The organism is Flavobacterium shii, assembly GCF_025847235.1.
Taxonomy (GTDB): Bacteria; Bacteroidota; Bacteroidia; order Flavobacteriales; family Flavobacteriaceae; genus Flavobacterium; species Flavobacterium shii.
The window spans coordinates 186,245-204,053 of record NZ_JAOZEW010000005.1; the positions used below are offsets into that span (position 1 = coordinate 186,245).

Annotated in this window: 18 protein-coding genes; all 18 read left to right on the forward strand. The window is 28.9% G+C overall.

The genetic code is table 11. The features are described from left to right. The first annotated feature begins 5 nt into the window (after positions 1–5). The 18 genes from rfbC (at position 6) to OIU83_RS07320 (ending at position 17,803) form a co-directional block, all read left to right on the forward strand. On the forward strand, positions 6–554 hold the full coding sequence (rfbC, locus tag OIU83_RS07235) for a dTDP-4-dehydrorhamnose 3,5-epimerase (RefSeq protein ID WP_264205577.1): 549 nt from the start codon (positions 6–8) through the stop codon (positions 552–554). Then, positions 554–1,399 (forward strand): dTDP-4-dehydrorhamnose reductase, encoded by an 846-nt coding sequence (gene rfbD, locus OIU83_RS07240; protein WP_264205578.1) that lies wholly within the window; start codon positions 554–556, stop codon positions 1,397–1,399. Before rfbC ends, rfbD begins: the two co-directional genes overlap by 1 nt. 84 nt (positions 1,400–1,483) lie before the next feature. Further along, positions 1,484–2,368 (forward strand): glucose-1-phosphate thymidylyltransferase RfbA, encoded by an 885-nt coding sequence (gene rfbA / locus OIU83_RS07245; protein WP_264205579.1) that lies wholly within the window; start codon positions 1,484–1,486, stop codon positions 2,366–2,368. Between the two features lie 128 nt (positions 2,369–2,496). Next, a complete protein-coding gene (locus tag OIU83_RS07250) occupies positions 2,497–4,401 on the forward strand; it encodes a polysaccharide biosynthesis protein (protein ID WP_404827664.1) in 1,905 nt (634 codons plus the stop codon). Positions 4,402–4,623: 222 nt separating this feature from the next. After that, on the forward strand, positions 4,624–5,493 hold the full coding sequence (locus tag OIU83_RS07255) for an ABC transporter permease (protein WP_264205581.1): 870 nt from the start codon (positions 4,624–4,626) through the stop codon (positions 5,491–5,493). A 41-nt stretch (positions 5,494–5,534) separates the two neighbouring features. Further along, the gene (locus OIU83_RS07260; protein WP_264205582.1) at positions 5,535–6,815 is read left to right on the forward strand and encodes an ABC transporter ATP-binding protein; all 1,281 of its coding nucleotides are present in this window, start codon (positions 5,535–5,537) and stop codon (positions 6,813–6,815) included. Further along, entirely contained in the window at positions 6,815–7,501 is a 687-nt protein-coding gene (locus tag OIU83_RS07265; protein WP_264205583.1) for a WbqC family protein, read from the forward strand. Before OIU83_RS07260 ends, OIU83_RS07265 begins: the two co-directional genes overlap by 1 nt. A gap of 2 nt (positions 7,502–7,503) precedes the next feature. Beyond that, positions 7,504–8,133, forward strand: a complete 630-nt coding sequence (locus OIU83_RS07270) for an acetyltransferase (protein ID WP_264205584.1) — start codon at positions 7,504–7,506, stop codon at positions 8,131–8,133. Next, positions 8,133–9,266 (forward strand): dTDP-4-amino-4,6-dideoxygalactose transaminase, encoded by a 1,134-nt coding sequence (gene rffA, locus OIU83_RS07275; RefSeq protein WP_264205585.1) that lies wholly within the window; start codon positions 8,133–8,135, stop codon positions 9,264–9,266. The genes OIU83_RS07270 and rffA overlap by 1 nt, the downstream gene beginning before the upstream one ends. Beyond that, on the forward strand, positions 9,259–10,419 hold the full coding sequence (locus OIU83_RS07280) for a glycosyltransferase (RefSeq protein ID WP_264205586.1): 1,161 nt from the start codon (positions 9,259–9,261) through the stop codon (positions 10,417–10,419). The genes rffA and OIU83_RS07280 overlap by 8 nt, the downstream gene beginning before the upstream one ends. Further along, positions 10,419–11,450, forward strand: coding sequence for a glycosyltransferase family 2 protein (locus OIU83_RS07285; protein WP_264205587.1), 1,032 nt, complete (start codon positions 10,419–10,421; stop codon positions 11,448–11,450). The genes OIU83_RS07280 and OIU83_RS07285 overlap by 1 nt, the downstream gene beginning before the upstream one ends. Further along, entirely contained in the window at positions 11,447–12,436 is a 990-nt protein-coding gene (locus OIU83_RS07290; protein ID WP_264205588.1) for a glycosyltransferase family 2 protein, read from the forward strand. Before OIU83_RS07285 ends, OIU83_RS07290 begins: the two co-directional genes overlap by 4 nt. Then, the gene (locus tag OIU83_RS07295) at positions 12,437–13,378 is read left to right on the forward strand and encodes a glycosyltransferase family 2 protein (RefSeq protein ID WP_264205589.1); all 942 of its coding nucleotides are present in this window, start codon (positions 12,437–12,439) and stop codon (positions 13,376–13,378) included. A gap of 20 nt (positions 13,379–13,398) precedes the next feature. Beyond that, positions 13,399–14,103 carry a class I SAM-dependent methyltransferase gene (locus OIU83_RS07300; protein ID WP_264205590.1) on the forward strand — a complete coding sequence of 235 codons (705 nt, stop codon included), beginning with the start codon at positions 13,399–13,401 and terminating at the stop codon, positions 14,101–14,103. Between the two features lies 1 nt (position 14,104). Beyond that, positions 14,105–15,262: a glycosyltransferase gene (locus OIU83_RS07305; RefSeq protein WP_264205591.1), complete on the forward strand. Its 1,158-nt coding sequence runs from the start codon at positions 14,105–14,107 to the stop codon at positions 15,260–15,262. Beyond that, positions 15,237–16,250, forward strand: coding sequence for a glycosyltransferase family A protein (locus OIU83_RS07310; protein WP_264205592.1), 1,014 nt, complete (start codon positions 15,237–15,239; stop codon positions 16,248–16,250). Before OIU83_RS07305 ends, OIU83_RS07310 begins: the two co-directional genes overlap by 26 nt. Then, positions 16,251–17,138, forward strand: coding sequence for a glycosyltransferase family 2 protein (locus OIU83_RS07315; protein ID WP_264205593.1), 888 nt, complete (start codon positions 16,251–16,253; stop codon positions 17,136–17,138). Continuing rightward, complete coding sequence (locus tag OIU83_RS07320) at positions 17,135–17,803, forward strand: acylneuraminate cytidylyltransferase family protein (protein ID WP_264205594.1); 669 nt, start codon at positions 17,135–17,137, stop codon at positions 17,801–17,803. The genes OIU83_RS07315 and OIU83_RS07320 overlap by 4 nt, the downstream gene beginning before the upstream one ends. Positions 17,804–17,809: the final 6 nt, after the last annotated feature.

Genomic DNA, 17,809 nt, shown 5'->3' on the forward strand with positions numbered 1-17,809 from the left:
TTAATATGAAAATCGAAGAAACGTTTATAAAAGATTTAGTAGTTGTAGAGCCAACTGTTTTTGGCGATGAAAGAGGCTATTTTTTTGAATCATATAGTAAAACTAAATTTGAAGATTTGGGAATTACTATCGATTTTGTACAGGATAATCAGTCTTTCTCAAAAAAAGGAACTTTACGTGGCTTACATTACCAAAATCCTCCTTTTGCACAAACTAAATTGGTTAGGGTTTTAGAAGGTGAAATTATTGATGTTGCTGTAGATTTAAGAAAAGATTCTCCTACTTATGGAAAATCGTTTAGTGTTTTATTATCAGCAGAAAATAAAAAACAATTATTAGTTCCACAAGGGTTTGCTCATGGTTTTTCAGTTATTAGCGAAACGGCTTCTGTAATGTATAAATGTGATCAGTTTTATAATAAAGCATCTGAAGGTGGAATTAAATTTGACGATCCATCTTTAAATATTGATTGGGGAATGGATTTGAAAGATGCTATTGTTTCTGAAAAAGATCAAATACTTCCTTTTATAGACAAATGTAATAGTTTATTCTAATGGAAAAAATTCTTGTAACTGGCGCAAATGGACAATTAGGATCTGAATTAGCTGTTTTATCATTGAATTATCCTCAATATGAATGGATATTTGCTGATAGAACTAAAATCACTTTAAATGATTTAGAAGCTCTTCAAATTCAATTAGAAGAAATTAAACCGAATATAATATTTAATTGTGGTGCTTATACGGCGGTCGATAAAGCTGAGACAGAAAAAGAAATTGCTTTTAAAATAAACCATTTAGCCGTTGAATTAATCGCAAAATATACTTTCGAGAATAATGCAAAATTAATACATATTTCGACTGATTACGTTTTTGATGGATCCTCTTCAATTGCATTAAATGAAGAGGAAGAAACGAATCCTATAAATGTTTATGGAGCTAGTAAAAGAGATGGCGAAATTGCTTGTTTGAAAGTAAATCCAAAATCAATTATCATAAGAACTTCTTGGGTATATAGTAAATTTGGAAATAATTTTGTTAAGACTATGCAACGTTTGATGCAGGAAAGAGAAGCTATAAATGTGGTTAACGATCAAATAGGTTCACCTACATATGCTGCCGATCTTGCTCAGACAATGATTGATATTTTAGAATTTCCGGAGTGGATTGCTGGAATTTACAATTATTCAAACGAAGGCGAAATAAGTTGGTATGAATTTGCTTTGGCGATAAAAGAACTTGGCGGATATAATTGTAATGTAGGAGGAATACCGTCAGTATCTTATCCAACTCCTGCAAAACGTCCAGAATTTTCATTGTTAGATAAGAAAAAGATTAAGAATACTTATAATCTGGATATACCACATTATAAAGAGAGTTTGGAAAAAATGTTTGTATAAATAAAGCTGGATCTCAGATTTTAAATTTTTGGATTCAATTTAAATAATCTAAAATTTAAAATCTGAGATCTAAAATAAAAATTTATGAAAGGAATTATTTTAGCAGGAGGTTCAGGTACAAGATTACACCCATTAACACTTGCGATGAGCAAGCAAATGATGCCAGTGTACGATAAACCAATGATTTATTATCCACTATCAACTTTGATGATGGCAGGGATAAATGAGATTTTAATTATTTCAACTCCACATGATCTACCAAATTTTAAAAAATTACTTGGTGACGGTGAAAACTTAGGCTGCAAATTTAGTTATGCAGAACAGGCTATTCCAAACGGATTAGCACAAGCTTTTGTAATTGGTGAAGAATTCATCGGAGATGATGATGTCGCTTTAATTTTAGGAGACAATATATTTTTTGGAGCTAATATGCAAGAACTATTGCGTTCTAATACAAAACCTAATGGAGGAGTGGTTTTTGCTTACCATGTTTCGGATCCGGAACGTTATGGAGTAGTAGAATTTGATCAGGATTTAAAAGCTATTTCTATTGAAGAAAAACCAGAGAATCCTAAATCTAATTATGCAGTTCCAGGATTATATTTTTATGATAATTCGGTTGTTGAAATAGCCAAAAATATCAAACCTAGTGCACGTGGTGAATATGAAATTACCGATGTAAATAAAGTGTATCTTTTAAAAGAAGCTTTAAAAGTTGGAATCTTAAGTAGAGGTACGGCTTGGCTTGATACAGGAACTTTTAATAGTTTGATGCAAGCAGGTCAGTTTGTACAGGTGTTAGAAGAACGACAAGGCCTAAAAGTGGGTTGTATTGAAGAAATTGCTTGGCGACAAGGTTTTATTAATGATACTCAACTTGAAGAATTAGCATTACCACTTGTTAAATCAGGTTATGGCACTTATTTGATGGATTTTTTGAAGCAAAAGAAAACAGGTCCGAAATTTTAATCTTTTGAATTCATTATTTCGTATTTTTGTAATTATTATCGCACTCAGTAATTTTAAGACTAATTAATTTGAATAATAAACCAACTACTCTGGCAATTTTATTTGCTAAATACTTTTCTATAGCAAACATGAGGCTTAATATTCATAATCTTAGCTATCTGCCTAGATGGATTATAGTTTTAATGGATGTAATGGTCTTGATCTTCTCTTTTACATTTACTTATTTATTGTTTAAGGGGACTGGACTAGGTTATATCGTTACACATCATGAGTTCTATTTCGTTGGATCACTTTTATTTGTTAATATTTTTTTCTTTTGGTTATTTAGAACTTATTCAGGTATAATAAGACATTCATCCTACATTGACGCAATCAAATTACTGTTTTCGCAAATGTCAGTATTGGTTGTTTTTTTGTTTTTCAATTTTGTATTTGAATTATATCATGGTGATAAAGCATTTTTAAATACAGCACTTTTTATCAATATTGTACTTTCATTTTGTGGTTTATTTTTATATCGAGTAGTTGTTAAACAGACATTTGAACTTTATTTTGCAGAAAAAAATAATAGTAAATTAATCAGAACTATTATTTATGGAACTGATGCCAATGCTATATCAGTAGCTAATGCATTAAAGTTTGAAACTCCATCTCGTTTTAAAATCGTAGGATTTGTAGATAAAAATAATCAGAATGCATCTAAAAGGATGTTGGATTTACCAATCTTGATTCAAAAGAAAAGGTTGCCTGCATTAATGCGTTCAGTTGCCGCAGAAGGTTTGATCATTGCGGATAAAAGTTTATCTAAAGAAGAACAGCTAATTATCGTAGATCAGTGCTTAGAGTTTAATTATAGAGTATATACAGTACCGTTAATTTCTGATTGGGAAAATCAAAAAGAAATTTCTCAAAAAGTAAAAAATATTCAGATTGAAGATTTGCTAGAAAGAAAACCAATTGTATTGGATAGCAAGTCGATATCTAAACAGTTAAAGGATAAAACTATTTTAATTACTGGAGCTGCAGGATCAATTGGTAGTGAAATAGTAAGACAAGTATTAGGGTTTAATCCTAGAAATATAATTTTGTTAGATCAGGCAGAAACACCACTACATAGTCTTTGTTTGGAAACACAAAGTATGATTTCAGATTCACAAATCCATGCAGTAATCGCCGATGTGAAGAGTAAAGAAGCTATGGAAAGGGTTTTTAAAGTTTACGGGCCACAAGTTGTTTTCCATGCTGCAGCCTATAAACATGTGCCATTGATGGAAGGAAATCCATCTCAGGCAATTTTAACGAATATAGAAGGTACTAAAAACTTAGCCGATTTAGCTTGTAAATATAAAGTAAAGAAATTCGTAATGGTTTCTACAGACAAAGCTGTAAATCCAAGTAATGTCATGGGAGCCAGTAAACGTATTGCCGAAAAATACGTACAATCATTACACTTAAAAAATCAGAAGGAACGGGGTAATGATACTACAAAATTTATTACTACTCGTTTTGGAAATGTATTGGGGTCTAACGGATCAGTAGTTCCTTTGTTTACCAAGCAAATTGCTGAAGGGGGACCACTTACTATAACGCATCCGGATATTATTAGATATTTTATGACAATTCCAGAAGCGTGCCAGTTGGTTCTTGAAGCTGGTGCAATGGGTAATGGAGGTGAAATTTATATTTTTGACATGGGTAAACCTGTTCGAATTATTGATTTGGCTAGGAAGATGATAAAATTAGCAGGATTTATACCCGAAAAGGAAATTAAGATTCAGATAGTTGGACTAAGACCAGGAGAAAAACTTTTTGAAGAATTACTAAATGATACCTCAAAAACACTTCCTACATATCATAATAAAATCATGATTGCCGAAGAAATTCAGGATGAATATGAGACGTTACATATTGAAATTGATGAACTAATTGGTATATCTAAATTTTTTGATAATGACGATATCGTTGCTAAAATGAAGAAAATTGTACCAGAATTTAAAAGTATGAATTCTAGTTTCGAGATTTTGGATAAATAAATTTATAGGCGTAAAGATATACTTGTGCTTTAAATTCTTATAATAAGGTGTTTTTTGTATAAAAGACACCTTTTCTGTTTTTTACTATTTAAAATACAAATACAGTAGATAATAATGATCATTTAATGAAATCATTATATTTGCAATTAATAATACCACTGTTTTTAGTCTTAAAAATTGAGTAACAGTTACTTGTTTTTAAAATAGAATCTTAAAATACTGATGAATAAACCAGAAAACACTTCGAGTACTTGGTTGTTTGAAATAACTCCCAAGAACAAATTCTTCTCACTAAACTTAAAGGAAGTTTGGCAGTATAGGGATTTACTTTTTCTCTTCGTTAAACGAGATGTTATTACCGTATACAAACAAACTGTTTTGGGACCACTATGGTATTTAATTCAACCCTTATTTACTTCTGTAACTTTTACTATAATATTTAATAATGTTGCTGGTATTGATACAGGCATAGTTCCTCCATTTTTATTTAACTTGGCAGGAATAACAGTTTGGAATTATTTTACAGCATGTTTAACAGGTACATCAGATACGTTTAAAGCTAATGCAGCTATATTTGGAAAAGTTTATTTTCCCAGAATTATTACTCCTCTATCTGTTGTTATTTCTAATCTGGTAAAATTTGGAATTCAATTTTTAATTTTCATAGGGTTCTATATTTTCTATTATTTTCAAGGTGCTGATTTGAGTCTAAATGGTCTTGTTTTATTCTTTCCTCTCTTGATCGTTATAATGGGAATACTTGGATTAGGATTAGGAATGCTTATATCCGCAATGGTAACAAAATATCGTGATTTTAGTCATTTGATAGGTTTTGGAATACAACTGTTGATGTATTTGTCTGCAGTAATGTATCCAATGGAATTAATTAAAGACAAATTACCTAGTTATGGATGGCTTGTCGAATTTAACCCATTGGCATATATAATAGAAACAGCCCGTTTTATGCTTTTAAATGTGGGGGAAGTCTCGTTTTTAGGATTGTCATATACTTTAGTCGTAACTATTGCTGTATTTTTTATAGGACTTTTGGTTTTTAATAAAACCGAAAAGAGTTTTATAGACACTGTTTAAATTTCTACACATTACCTAATTTACATTACTACTATTTACAATTGAAAAAAGATATAATATTAAAGGCAGAGAATATTTCTAAACAATATCGTTTAGGACAAGTAGGCACCGGAACTCTGAGTCATGACATTAATCGTTGGTGGTGTAAAATAAGAGGAAAAGAAAATCCGTATTTAAAAATTGGAGACACAAACGATCGCTCTACTAAAGGGACTTCAGATTATGTTTGGGCTTTGCAGGATATTAACTTCGAAGTTGAACGAGGAGAAGTTCTTGGGATTATTGGTAAAAATGGAGCTGGAAAATCTACGCTTTTGAAAATACTTTCAAAAGTAACTGCTCCAACAACAGGAAGTATAAAGTCCCGCGGTCGTATTGCATCTCTTCTTGAAGTAGGAACGGGGTTTAATGGAGAGATGACAGGCAGAGAAAATATTTTTTTAAATGGAGCCATTCTCGGAATGACTAAAAAAGAGATTACATCAAAACTAGATGAAATTATTGAATTCTCAGGTTGCGAACGTTATATTGATACTCCCGTAAAAAGATATAGTAGCGGAATGACCGTGCGATTAGCTTTTGCAGTAGCGGCATTTTTAGAACCGGAAATCTTGGTTATTGATGAGGTTTTGGCTGTTGGAGATGCTGAATTTCAGAAAAAAGCTATTGGAAAAATGCAGGATATCTCTCGTGAAGGAGGTAGAACTGTTTTATTTGTGAGCCATAATATGGCTGCAATAGAAACACTTTGTACACGTGTTGTATCTATGGAACATGGAAAAATTTGTAGCAGTGGAGACCCTACTAAAGTAATTTCAGATTATTTGCAAAGTAATTCTTTTTCAGAACGAATTATTAATTTTGATTCTATTAGTAAAGCTAAAGGCAACGATAAAATTCGAATTATGTATGCTGGAATTGAAAATGCCTCTTCAAATAATAAAAATGATATAATCGATGTGACTTCGTTGATTAATTTTAAAATGAATATAATTAATCAAACAAATAAAGAATTAATTTCTGTAGGGTTTGATTTAAAAACTATAAAAGGGGATATTGTTTTTGGTTCAGGAGGTAAGTTTAATTGTAAATTAAACAAAGCTAGTGAGATTTGTTGCGAAATTCCATCTAATTTTTTAAATGATGATGTATATCAAATACATGTTTATTTTCATACAAATGAAATGAACCCTTTGTTTAGTGATTATGAATTATTGACTTTTGAAGTAAAAGATATTATAAGAGAATCTGGTTATTTAGGGAAAGTTAATGGAATGATTCGACCTTCATTATCGTGGAGTACTAAAGATATTATATCTTAATGAGAAAAATTATAATCACTCAATCAAATTATATTCCTTGGAAGGGATATTTCGATTCAATTGCTTTGGCGGATGATTTTGTAATCTATGATGATATGCAATTTACTAAAAGAGATTGGAGAAATAGAAATTTAATTAAAACTCAATCGGGCATTAAATGGTTGACAATTCCAGTTGAAGTTAAAGGTAAGTATTTACAAAAAATAAGCGAAACTAAAATATCTGACAAAAATTGGAATAATGACCATTGGAATGTTATAAAACAAGCTTATGGCAAGTCAGCTAATTTTAATTATTATAAAGATTTTTTTGAAGACTTATATTTAAACACAACATCTAAGTATTTAACAGAGATAAATTTTCGATTTATAAGTGCAATTTGTGAAATATTAAACATAAAAACTAATTTTCATTTTTCTTCTGATTTTTCTTTAAAAGAGGAACGTTCAGAGCGGTTACTTGATTTATGTTTAAAGTTAAATGGAACGGATTATTTTTCAGGTCCAGCAGCTAAAGTATATATGAATGAAAAAATTTTTGAAGAAGCGGGTGTGAAAATCAATTATTTTGATTATTCGGCATATCCGGAGTATGAACAATTGTATCCTCCATTTGTTCATGGTGTTTCAATATTAGATTTGTTATTTAATGAGGGAATTGAAGCTCGTAAGTACCTTATATTTTGAATATGAAAACATTAGCCATTATTGGGGCAGGAGACTTAGGGCAACAAATTGCTCATTTTGCATTGTCTGACCAACAGTATAAAAAAGTAGTTTTTTTTGATGATTTCTCTATTAAAAAAAGTGTGAATTCAATTCCAGTAATTGGAAAAACGGCTGATATTGAAAAGGCTTTTGTATTAAAACAATTTGATGAATTATTAATAGGAATTGGATATAAGCATTTAGATGTGAAAAAACATTTGTTCGAAAGACTTGAAAATAAAATTCCTTTTGGAAAACTAATACACTCGACGGCTTGGGTTGATTCTACTGCAATTATAGAAAGTGGTTCTGTAATTTATCCCGGCTGCGTAATTGATGCAAGAGTTATTATAAAAAAAAACAGTGTTTTAAATATAAGTTGTTCTATTGCTCATGATACTACTATCGGAAAGCATACTTTTTTATCGCCAAGGGTTGCTGTTGCAGGATTTGTAACAATTGAAGAACTGTGTTTCTTGGGAATCAATTCGACAGTTATTGATAATATAAATATTATTAATAATACTCAAATTGGAGCCGGTTCGCTAGTGGTCAAATCAATTGTAAAATGTGGGCTGTATATTGGTAACCCATTAAGATTTATAAGATAATGATACATTTCAACAAGCCCTATCTTACGGGGAAAGAAACACAATATATTACCGATGCTGTCGTTTCTGGAAAAATATCAGGTAATGGAAAGTATACACAACTATGTCAATATTTTTTTGAACAAAAGTATAGTTTTGGAAAATGTTTGCTGACAACATCTTGTACGGATGCATTAGAAATGGCTGCAATTTTAATTAATATCAAACCTGAAGATGAAGTGATAATGCCGTCTTATACTTTTGTTTCTACTGCAAATGCTTTTGTATTGAGAGGAGCAAAAATTGTTTTTGCTGATTCTAATTCTGAAAATCCAAATATTGATAGCAATTTACTAGAATCATTAATTACATTGAAGACTAAAGTGATTGTTCCGGTTCATTATGCAGGTATCGCATGTGATATGGATTCTATTATGGAAATTGCTAAAAAATATAATTTATTTGTCGTTGAAGATGCTGCCCAAGCTATAGATAGTTTTTATACTGGAAAGGACGGAATAAAAAGAGCATTAGGTTCCATAGGGCATTTGTCAGCTTTTTCGTTTCATGAAACTAAAAATATAATCTCGGGAGAGGGAGGTATGCTTGTAATAAACGATAAACAATTTGCAAGTAGAGCAGAAATTATTTGGGAAAAAGGAACAAATAGATCTGCTTTTTTTAGAGGTGAAGTTGATAAATATGGATGGATTGATATAGGTTCTTCTTTTTTGCCATCAGAAGTTATTGCTGCTTTTCTTTGGGCACAAATTGAATATTTAGATAAAATCCAAAAAAGGAGAAAACAAATTTGGAGTCAGTATAATGAAGGTTTAAAAAAAAATGAGAAGGATGGAGATTTTAAATTGCCACAATTACCGGATTATGCTACGAATAATGCGCATATGTTTTATTTGATTTTTGAATCATTAGAAAAAAGAAATGAATGTATTGCTCGTTTAAAAAACAAAGAAATTTATCCTGTATTCCATTATTTGAGTCTGCATAAAAGTCCATTTTATTCAAATCAATATTCGGGAGAAGATTTAATTTTTAGTGATTTGTATTCGGATACATTATTGCGATTGCCATTTTATTATGAACTATCAGATGATGATATTAAATTAATTATACATACAATAAAAAATGAGTAAGAAAAAGATATTATTTATTGTTTCTGATTTTTATCATAATGGTGCGCAGCGAGAGATGTATGAATTTGATAGTGCATTGAATAAGGATAAGTTTGAATTGACTATACTTAGTTTAGTAGAGTTAAATACAAGATTAGATTTGCGGGATTATTTTTATGAAAAGCACCTTTGTTTGGGTACAAAGATTCTTTTGTTAAAAGATTTTATTAAAAAAAATAAAAAGGGATTAGTTCCTAAAATATTAAATAAAATATTAAGAAATTCATTGAATCTAAAGGTTAGAGATAACAATATTAGAAATTTAATTACTTTATTCGATAATTATGACAAAGTGATATTTATGGGAGAATATGTTTATCAATCATTATCAAATAGTATTCCAGTAGATTATTTTAAAGAAATTTTCATCTTCATTATGTGTTCAAGATTTCAATCCGAAAGCTATAGAAATTTTGAAAAGAACAAGCAATTTGTATTTATGGGAGGATTTGATAATATAAGACAAATTGAATATGAATTTGAAGGTTTTAGTAATTACAAATATGAATTTATGCCTTTGTGCTTAACAGTTACAAATGAGTATAATAAATGGCAATTTAATGAGAGATGTAAAACTAAAAAGATAGGAATATTTACAAGATTACATAAAGACAAACCTTTAGACCCTTTTTTATATGCCTATCAGGTTTTGTTAAGTCAAGATTATAATATAGAATTACATATTTTTGGAGTTGGAAATTATAAATATGCCGAATACGATCGTTATATTAATAATTTAGATTTGAATGGTAAAGTTCATTTTAGAGGACATCAGTCAGACATGAAAATAACTATTCTGGAAGAAAAATTAGATTTGGTTTGGTTTCAAGGATATAATAATTTGCCTGCAGGTTTCGCAGCATTAGAAGTTTGTTTAACAGGAACTCCACAAATTTTTTGGGATTTTTTTATTGGTGAAAACAAACAAATAAATAGATTAGATGTTGTTTACCCGCACTATAAAGATCTATTGGCATTTGTTGAGGCTAGTAAAAAAGTTCTATATGATAATAAAGTTGCTGATCTTCTTTCAGATAAACAATTTCATGATGTTTTTAATAATAGAGACATTTTTAAAAATATTGAAAATATTGAAAAAATACTTTTAGAATAATGAATATTTCTAATCACCCAAGAATTACAGTTTTAATGCCTGTTTACAATTGCGAACTCTATATAAAAGAAGCAATTGACAGTATTTTAAATCAAACTTTTTCAGATTTTGAATTTATAATAATTGATGACGCTTCTACAGATGAAACATTGTCAATTATAAGAAGCTACGATGATAATAGAATTAAATTAATTGAAAAACCATTAAATACGGGGTATACTAACAGTCTAAATTACGGATTAAGTATTGCTAAAGGAGAATATATTGCTAGAATGGATGGAGATGATATAAGTTTTCCAGAAAGGTTTGAAAAGCAAATTAATTTTTTAGATAAAAATCTAGATATAGTTGTTTGTGGAAGTTTTTTTAAAATAATTGAGACTGATAAAATATATGCCGTTTGTGAAAATCATGAAGAGATTAAACTTGCCATGCTGGAAGAATGTCCTATAGGACATCCAACGGTAATGATGAGAATAAAAATTTTCCAAAAATATGATTTAATATATGATGTTAGTAAAGAACCTGCAGAAGATTATGATCTTTGGACAAGGTTATCAGTATTAGGGAAATTACACAATTTACAAGAAGTTTTACTAAATTATCGGATGCACAATTCACAAGTTTCTAAAAAAAGGAGCAATGAGCAAAAAAAGGCAGCTGTAGTAATCAAAGTAAACTTGTTGAATTATTTGAATTTTGAAAAAAATAGGGAGAGCCAAAATGTTTTAGAGAAGATTATTCAACGGGACGTGCTTTTTTTTGAGGAAATGCAGCAATTTCCTGATTTAAAAAATAAATTAATTCTTGCGAATGAAATTTCTTTTTTTGAGAAAACAGGTTTTGAAAGATATCTATCAAATATTATGAATAACATATTTAAAGATTATTTTTTGAACAGAGAAAAGTATTCACCGAAAGTTTATTTTCAATATTTGAAAATTAAAAGAGAATGGAAATCCAAATTAATATTATTCCATGAAGTAAAGTTATTTATAAAGTCAATGATTTATTATAAAAAAATAAATTGAAATATCCGTTAGTCTCTATAATAATCCCAACATTTAATCGCTCTCATGTCATTGGAGAGTCATTAGATAGTGTTTTAGTACAAACTTATCAAAATTGGGAGTGCATTATAGTCGACGATGAATCTACAGATAACACAAGCGATTTAGTTGCAAGATATAGATACAAAGATTCTCGTTTCCAGTATTATAGTAGACCTCTTGATACTTTAAAAGGAGCAAATGCCTGTAGGAATTACGGTATAGAAAAGTCAAAGGGAGAGTATATTATGTTTTTAGATAGTGATGATTTGTTACTAATAGATTGTTTAGAAAAAAGGACCAATGCTTTTAGTAAATATCCTAAATACGATATACTAGTCTTTTCAATGGGACATTTTACCAATCTTAATAACTGTTTTATTGATGAAACTAGAAAAATTTTTGAGGGAAATAACAGAGATACAATTCTGGAATTTATTTTTGGAAGAAAACTTCCATGGAATATTACCCGACCAATTTATAGAAAGCATTCTGTTTTTAACGGTAATTTGAAATTTAATGAAAATATTCAAAATTTTCAAGATGATGAATTTCATATCAATTTACTCCATAAATTAAAGCCTAGCTATAAAGTAATTGATTTAACAGATTGTTTCTATAGAGTAGATCTTAAAAGTTTAAATAAATATGAAACTCCACGAGGTCAGCAAAATATAATAGATTCGCTTTTTGATTATTATAGGTCGATTTTAAATACTTTTAGTGTAGACCAAAAAAAAGATTTAAAAAAGAAAATAATTGTAAAATTATTTAATCAAATCCGATTTCATTTGTTGCCAAATTCTAATACTGAAATTTTAAATAAAACGCTAATTTTATTTAATAAAGAGTTAAAGTTAACATTTAAAGAAATGACAATTTTAAAAATTATTTCAACTTTAAACTTATATTATTTCAATAAAAAAGGGTATCATAAAATGACTAAGTTTTTATTGAAAAATATATAAATGAGTTTACCATTAATATCCATAATAATCCCAACCTATAATAGAGCTCATTTGATAAGTGAAACTCTTAATAGTATTTTGTTGCAGACTTATGAAAATTGGGAATGCATTATTATCGATGATGGTTCTACTGATGATACTGATTTTTTATTACATAACTATACTAAAAAGGATGACCGATTTAAATATCATAAGAGACCAAAAGAGAGACCAAAAGGACCAAATTCCAGTAGAAATTTTGGTTTTGAAATAAGCAAAGGTGAATATTTAAAATGGTTTGACAGTGATGATTTGATGCATATTAATTTACTTGAAAATCAAATAAAGGTAATAAATGATACTACAGAATGTGTTGTCTGTAAGGTTGTATATTATGATTTTAAAAATGATAAATTTTTAAAAGAAAATAAAATTTATTCTGATAATTTAATAGAGGATTATTTAGTAGGCAAAATTACTTTTTATATTTCCGGACCACTTTGGAAAAGAAGTATCATAAACAAACAAAAAGAATTATTTGACGAAACTATCAAAAATTTAGATGATTGGGATTTTAACCTTCGAATGTTGTATCAGGAGCCTTCTATTATTTATCTAGAAGAACCACTTATTCAATATCGCGTACATGAAGCATCATTATCAAATGAAATAGGTAAACTTAATTTTGAGGAAATACAATCAGAATTCAAAGCGATTAGAAAACACTTATTATTGATTAGAGAAAATAAGAAAGCAAACTCAAAAAAAATAAAACTGTATCTAAAAAATCGTCATAAATCTATATTGAGAGAAGCATTGGTTGAAAATGATATGCATAAATTTTACTATTTAAAAGAACTTTTAATTTTAGAACTTCAACTTTTCCAATTTTTAGAAATGACTAAAAGCATATTCGGATTTATTATTTACAGTATTTTTAAAAAAGGTTATAAACTCTTGTAATGGCCTAAATTAATCAACATATGTCTAATTCTTTTACAAATCTGCGCCTTTCAAAAAATAACCTTGAAAGTTATATTGTTCGAAGCGAAATATTTAAGGCTGTTGCAAATACAGCGTCTTTTTTTTCTGGAACACTATTAGATTCAGGATGCGGAAGCATGCCTTATAAAAAGTTAATTTTATCTAATTCAGCAGTAACTAATTATACAGGACTGGATATTGATTCCAGTTTGAATTATGAAGATATTCAACCTGATTATTTGTGGGATGGAAAAATAATGCCTTTTATTGATGCTAGTTTTGATGTTGTAATTTCTACCGAGGTTCTCGAACATGTTTCAGATCCTGACGCCTATTTGGCAGAAGTAAAAAGAGTTTTAAAACCCGGAGGAATGTTTTTTTTTACAGTTCCTTTTTTAATGTCTCTGCATGAAGTTCCGCATGATTATTACAGATATACACCTTTTGCGTTAGAAATGATTTTTAAAAGAAATGGCTTTGCTGATATAAAAATAAAAGCAATGGGTGGTTACCATGCTGCAATGGCACAAATGTTGGGGTTATGGGTAAATATGTATTTATGGGGTAAAAAAAAGAAGATTATGAGAGTAATAGCAAAACCAATTATTGCCTATCTATATAAAAATGATAAAGCTCCTGCTAATTTTAAAAAGTCTACAATGATTGTTGGATTATCGGGAACTGTAGTAAAACCTATTCTGTAAAATGAAAATTCTTTTTGTTTCAATGCCATCTGTTCATGTTATTCGCTGGATAGAGAACTTGAAAGATACAAATCATGAATTGTATTGGTTTGATATTTTAGATAGAGGAAAATTAGAAACTTTAGATTCTGTACAACAGTTTATCGGATGGAAAAAAAGGAAAATACCTTATATAAAAGGAGAGTATTTTTTAAGTAAAAAATTACCTGCCCTATATCGCAGGATTATTCCATTTTGTGAAACAACAGTAAATGAAGCTTTAGAAAATATAATTTTAGAAATTCAACCTGATGTTATTCATAGTTTTGAAATGCAAAGTTGCTCATATCCTATTTTAGCCACTATGAAAAGTCAACCTAAAATAATGTGGTTATATTCATGTTGGGGAAATGATTTATATTATTATCAACGATTTCCTTTTCATTTAGAAAAAATTAAAGAGATTTTAAAACGTATTAATTTTTTGCACACGGATTGTCAGCGAGATTATGTTTTGGCAAAACAATTCGGTTTTTTAGGAAAGCATGTAGGAGTTATTCCGGGAGGAACAGGTTACAAATTAGAAGAACTTGAGTCATATAAAATACCTATTTCAGACAGAGTTGTGATTTTGGTAAAAGGTTATGAGCATACTCTAGGAAGGGGATTAAATATTATAAAAGTACTTGATTCTTTAAAAAATGAAATACAGAATTTTGAGGTAGTAATTTTTGCTGCACATTCAAGTGTGGTAGATTATATAAAAATTAATAATCTTGATTTTAAAGTTTTTGACAGAAATGCACTTTCTCACTTAGAAATAATGAAGTTGATGGGGAAATCATTGATATATATAGGTAATAGCATTTCTGATGGTATGCCTAATACACTTTTAGAAGCGATAATAATGGGAGCGTTTCCAATACAGTCAAATCCCGGAAATGTTACTGCAGAAATTATAGTAAATGGTAAAAATGGATTATTGATTAGTGATGCTGAATCAATTATTGAAATTAAAGGACTCATTTTGAATATCATTAATAAAAAAGATATTTTAGAAGATGCTTTTTTGACAAATCAAAAAATTGCTATTGAACGGCTAAATTACCTAGTAAATAAGAAAAAAGTTAATAAAATTTATAATTTAATTGGTAATGCGAGTAGGTTACAATCCATATAAAGATCAAAAAAATGGTGAGTCTGAATATATTCATCAGATAGTTATACCAGTTTATATTCCGAATCATGAGGGGTATTTTCAAGATAGTTTAGCAATTTTAAAACTATGTTTAAAGTCTTTATTTACAACAATTCATAAAAAAACCTTTATATCTATTGTAAATAATGGAAGCGATAAGATTGTTTCGGATTATTTAGACACTCTTTTGAAACAAAATAAAATCCATGAACTAATTCATACTGAAAATATAGGTAAACTTAATGCAATACTTAAAGGTTTAGCAGGGAATAATATAGAATTGGTTACTATTTCAGATTCAGATGTAATGTTTTTGCCAAATTGGCAAAGTGAAACCGTAAAAGTTTTTAGTCATATCCCAAATGCAGGAGTAGTAGGTATTGTTCCTCAGTTTAAAATGTATGAAAGCTATTGTGGGAATGTGCTTTTTGATAATTTTTGCAGTAGAAAACTGAAATTTATTCAGGTAAAAAACAAATATGATTTAATGCGTTTTTATGATAGTATCGGTTGGGACCGAAGTTATAATCAGGATTATTTAGAATTTAATCTCGGATTAAAAATTAATTCAGATTTGAATGTTTTGATTGGTTCCGGTCATTTTGTGGCAACATATAAAAGAGATATATTTGAAGAAATTCCATCTTATTTTAATTATAAAATGGGAGGAGAAAGTGAAGGTTATCTAGATAGAATACCATTAGAAAAAGATTATTGGCGCTTGACTACAGAAGATAACTATGCTTATCACATGGGAAATGTCCTTGAGGATTGGATGTTCGGGGAAATGAATCACATGGAGATTAAAGTTGTTGGCTTTCAACATGATTTCTTGAAAAAAAATGAATTAAATAAAGTGTCATATTTTGTAAAAAATAGATTGTTTATAAAATTCATATCCATAAAATGGACTGTGAAATTATTTTTAAAGTGGAAAAAAATCCCATATAGCATGATAAAAAAATATTAAATGCGAGCTTCAATTCTGATAGTTTCCAAAAATCGTAAACAAGATTTGTTTAAAACATTATTGATTATTGAATCTTTAATTAACAAATCGGAAGTAGAGGTTTTAGTTTTTTTAGATGGTTGTACAGATGACTCATCGGATCTTCAAAATGAATTGACTTGGATAAAATGGTTTGTTTCTCCTGTGTCAATTGGTGCTTCTGCGGCCAGACATAAGATTTATCCACTTGCAAGTGCAGAAATTTTAATTGGTTTAGATGATGATGCACATCCATTGAATGAAAATTTTATAGCGCAGATTGAATTATTGTTCGCGAGTAATTCTAATGTTGCTATTATCGCTTTTGAAGAAATAAAAGGTGTTTTTGAGTCAGATATTGAGGCATTAAAGCAATCCGAAAATCAAAATAAAGAATTTCTTTTTTCTGAATTTATTGGTTGTGGTTTTGCGATTCGAAAATCAGTTTATAACGTGACAAATGGATTTCCAGTCTGGATTGATATTTATGGTGAAGAGTCTTGTGTTTCTATTGAAGTTTTAGCAAAAGGATATGATATTCTATATTCTAATAAAATTAAAGTAAATCATAGAGTTAATAAAGAACAAAGAAAATTAGATAAACAGAATTACTTTAGATTTGAAAAACAACTAAAAAATTCAGCATATTTTTTTTTGGTTTATTATCCTTTTCCTTTATTAAATGTCTTAAAATTGTATTGGCACAATTTTAAAAAGTATGCTTTGAGTGATATTAAATATTTCAAAATATATTTTAAAACAATTAGTATTGTGTTCATTCATATTCCAAAAATTTTAAAATACAGAAACCCGGTTGATAAAAGTGTAATTGAAAAAATGAGGAATCTATCTACTCAAGACCTTAAATGAAAAATATTGCTATAATACCAGCTAGGGGTGGATCTAAACGATTGCCTAAAAAAAATATAAAATTACTTGACGGAGTTCCGTTAATAGTATTTAGTATATTATTTGCGAAAGCGAATAGTAACATTATAGATGAAATATATGTTTCGACAGATGATGAGGATATTAGAAATATTGCTCTGAAATATGGGGTAAAAGTTATTGAAAGACCCAAGAACATTTCAGGAGATCTTGAACCAACAGTTTCAGCATTAAAACATGTTTTGCAAAGTATAGATTTAGTGGTAGAAAATGTCATTTTACTTCAGGCTACCAATCCTATTCGCCCGGAAAATTTGTTGAAAGATACTTTTGAAATTTATCAAAAACAAAACTGTGATAGTTTATTTACGGTTTCAAGAAATCATAAAAAATTCGGAAAAATTATAGATCAGAAATTTATTCCGTACAATTACAAAATTGGGCAGAGGAGTCAGGATATTGAACCTCTTTATTTTGAAAATGGATTGCTTTATATTACAAAAGCATCATTAATTCTTAGCGATATAATTATCTCTGAAGATGCATTTCCTTTCGAAATAGATCATATTTTTGCCAATGTTGATATTGATACACAAGAAGACTTCGATTACGCCAAATATTTATATCATACTCATATAAAACCTTAAATACCA

Coding starts and splice junctions, on each gene's coding strand:
- rfbC (WP_264205577.1), top strand. CDS start 6: ATGAAAATCGAAGAAACGTTTATAAAAGATTTAGTAGTTGTAGAGCCA.
- rfbD (WP_264205578.1), top strand. CDS start 554: ATGGAAAAAATTCTTGTAACTGGCGCAAATGGACAATTAGGATCTGAA.
- rfbA (WP_264205579.1), top strand. CDS start 1,484: ATGAAAGGAATTATTTTAGCAGGAGGTTCAGGTACAAGATTACACCCA.
- OIU83_RS07250 (WP_404827664.1), top strand. CDS start 2,497: ATGAGGCTTAATATTCATAATCTTAGCTATCTGCCTAGATGGATTATA.
- OIU83_RS07255 (WP_264205581.1), top strand. CDS start 4,624: ATGAATAAACCAGAAAACACTTCGAGTACTTGGTTGTTTGAAATAACT.
- OIU83_RS07265 (WP_264205583.1), top strand. CDS start 6,815: ATGAGAAAAATTATAATCACTCAATCAAATTATATTCCTTGGAAGGGA.
- OIU83_RS07270 (WP_264205584.1), top strand. CDS start 7,504: ATGAAAACATTAGCCATTATTGGGGCAGGAGACTTAGGGCAACAAATT.
- rffA (WP_264205585.1), top strand. CDS start 8,133: ATGATACATTTCAACAAGCCCTATCTTACGGGGAAAGAAACACAATAT.
- OIU83_RS07280 (WP_264205586.1), top strand. CDS start 9,259: ATGAGTAAGAAAAAGATATTATTTATTGTTTCTGATTTTTATCATAAT.
- OIU83_RS07285 (WP_264205587.1), top strand. CDS start 10,419: ATGAATATTTCTAATCACCCAAGAATTACAGTTTTAATGCCTGTTTAC.
- OIU83_RS07295 (WP_264205589.1), top strand. CDS start 12,437: ATGAGTTTACCATTAATATCCATAATAATCCCAACCTATAATAGAGCT.
- OIU83_RS07300 (WP_264205590.1), top strand. CDS start 13,399: ATGTCTAATTCTTTTACAAATCTGCGCCTTTCAAAAAATAACCTTGAA.
- OIU83_RS07305 (WP_264205591.1), top strand. CDS start 14,105: ATGAAAATTCTTTTTGTTTCAATGCCATCTGTTCATGTTATTCGCTGG.
- OIU83_RS07310 (WP_264205592.1), top strand. CDS start 15,237: ATGCGAGTAGGTTACAATCCATATAAAGATCAAAAAAATGGTGAGTCT.
- OIU83_RS07315 (WP_264205593.1), top strand. CDS start 16,251: ATGCGAGCTTCAATTCTGATAGTTTCCAAAAATCGTAAACAAGATTTG.
- OIU83_RS07320 (WP_264205594.1), top strand. CDS start 17,135: ATGAAAAATATTGCTATAATACCAGCTAGGGGTGGATCTAAACGATTG.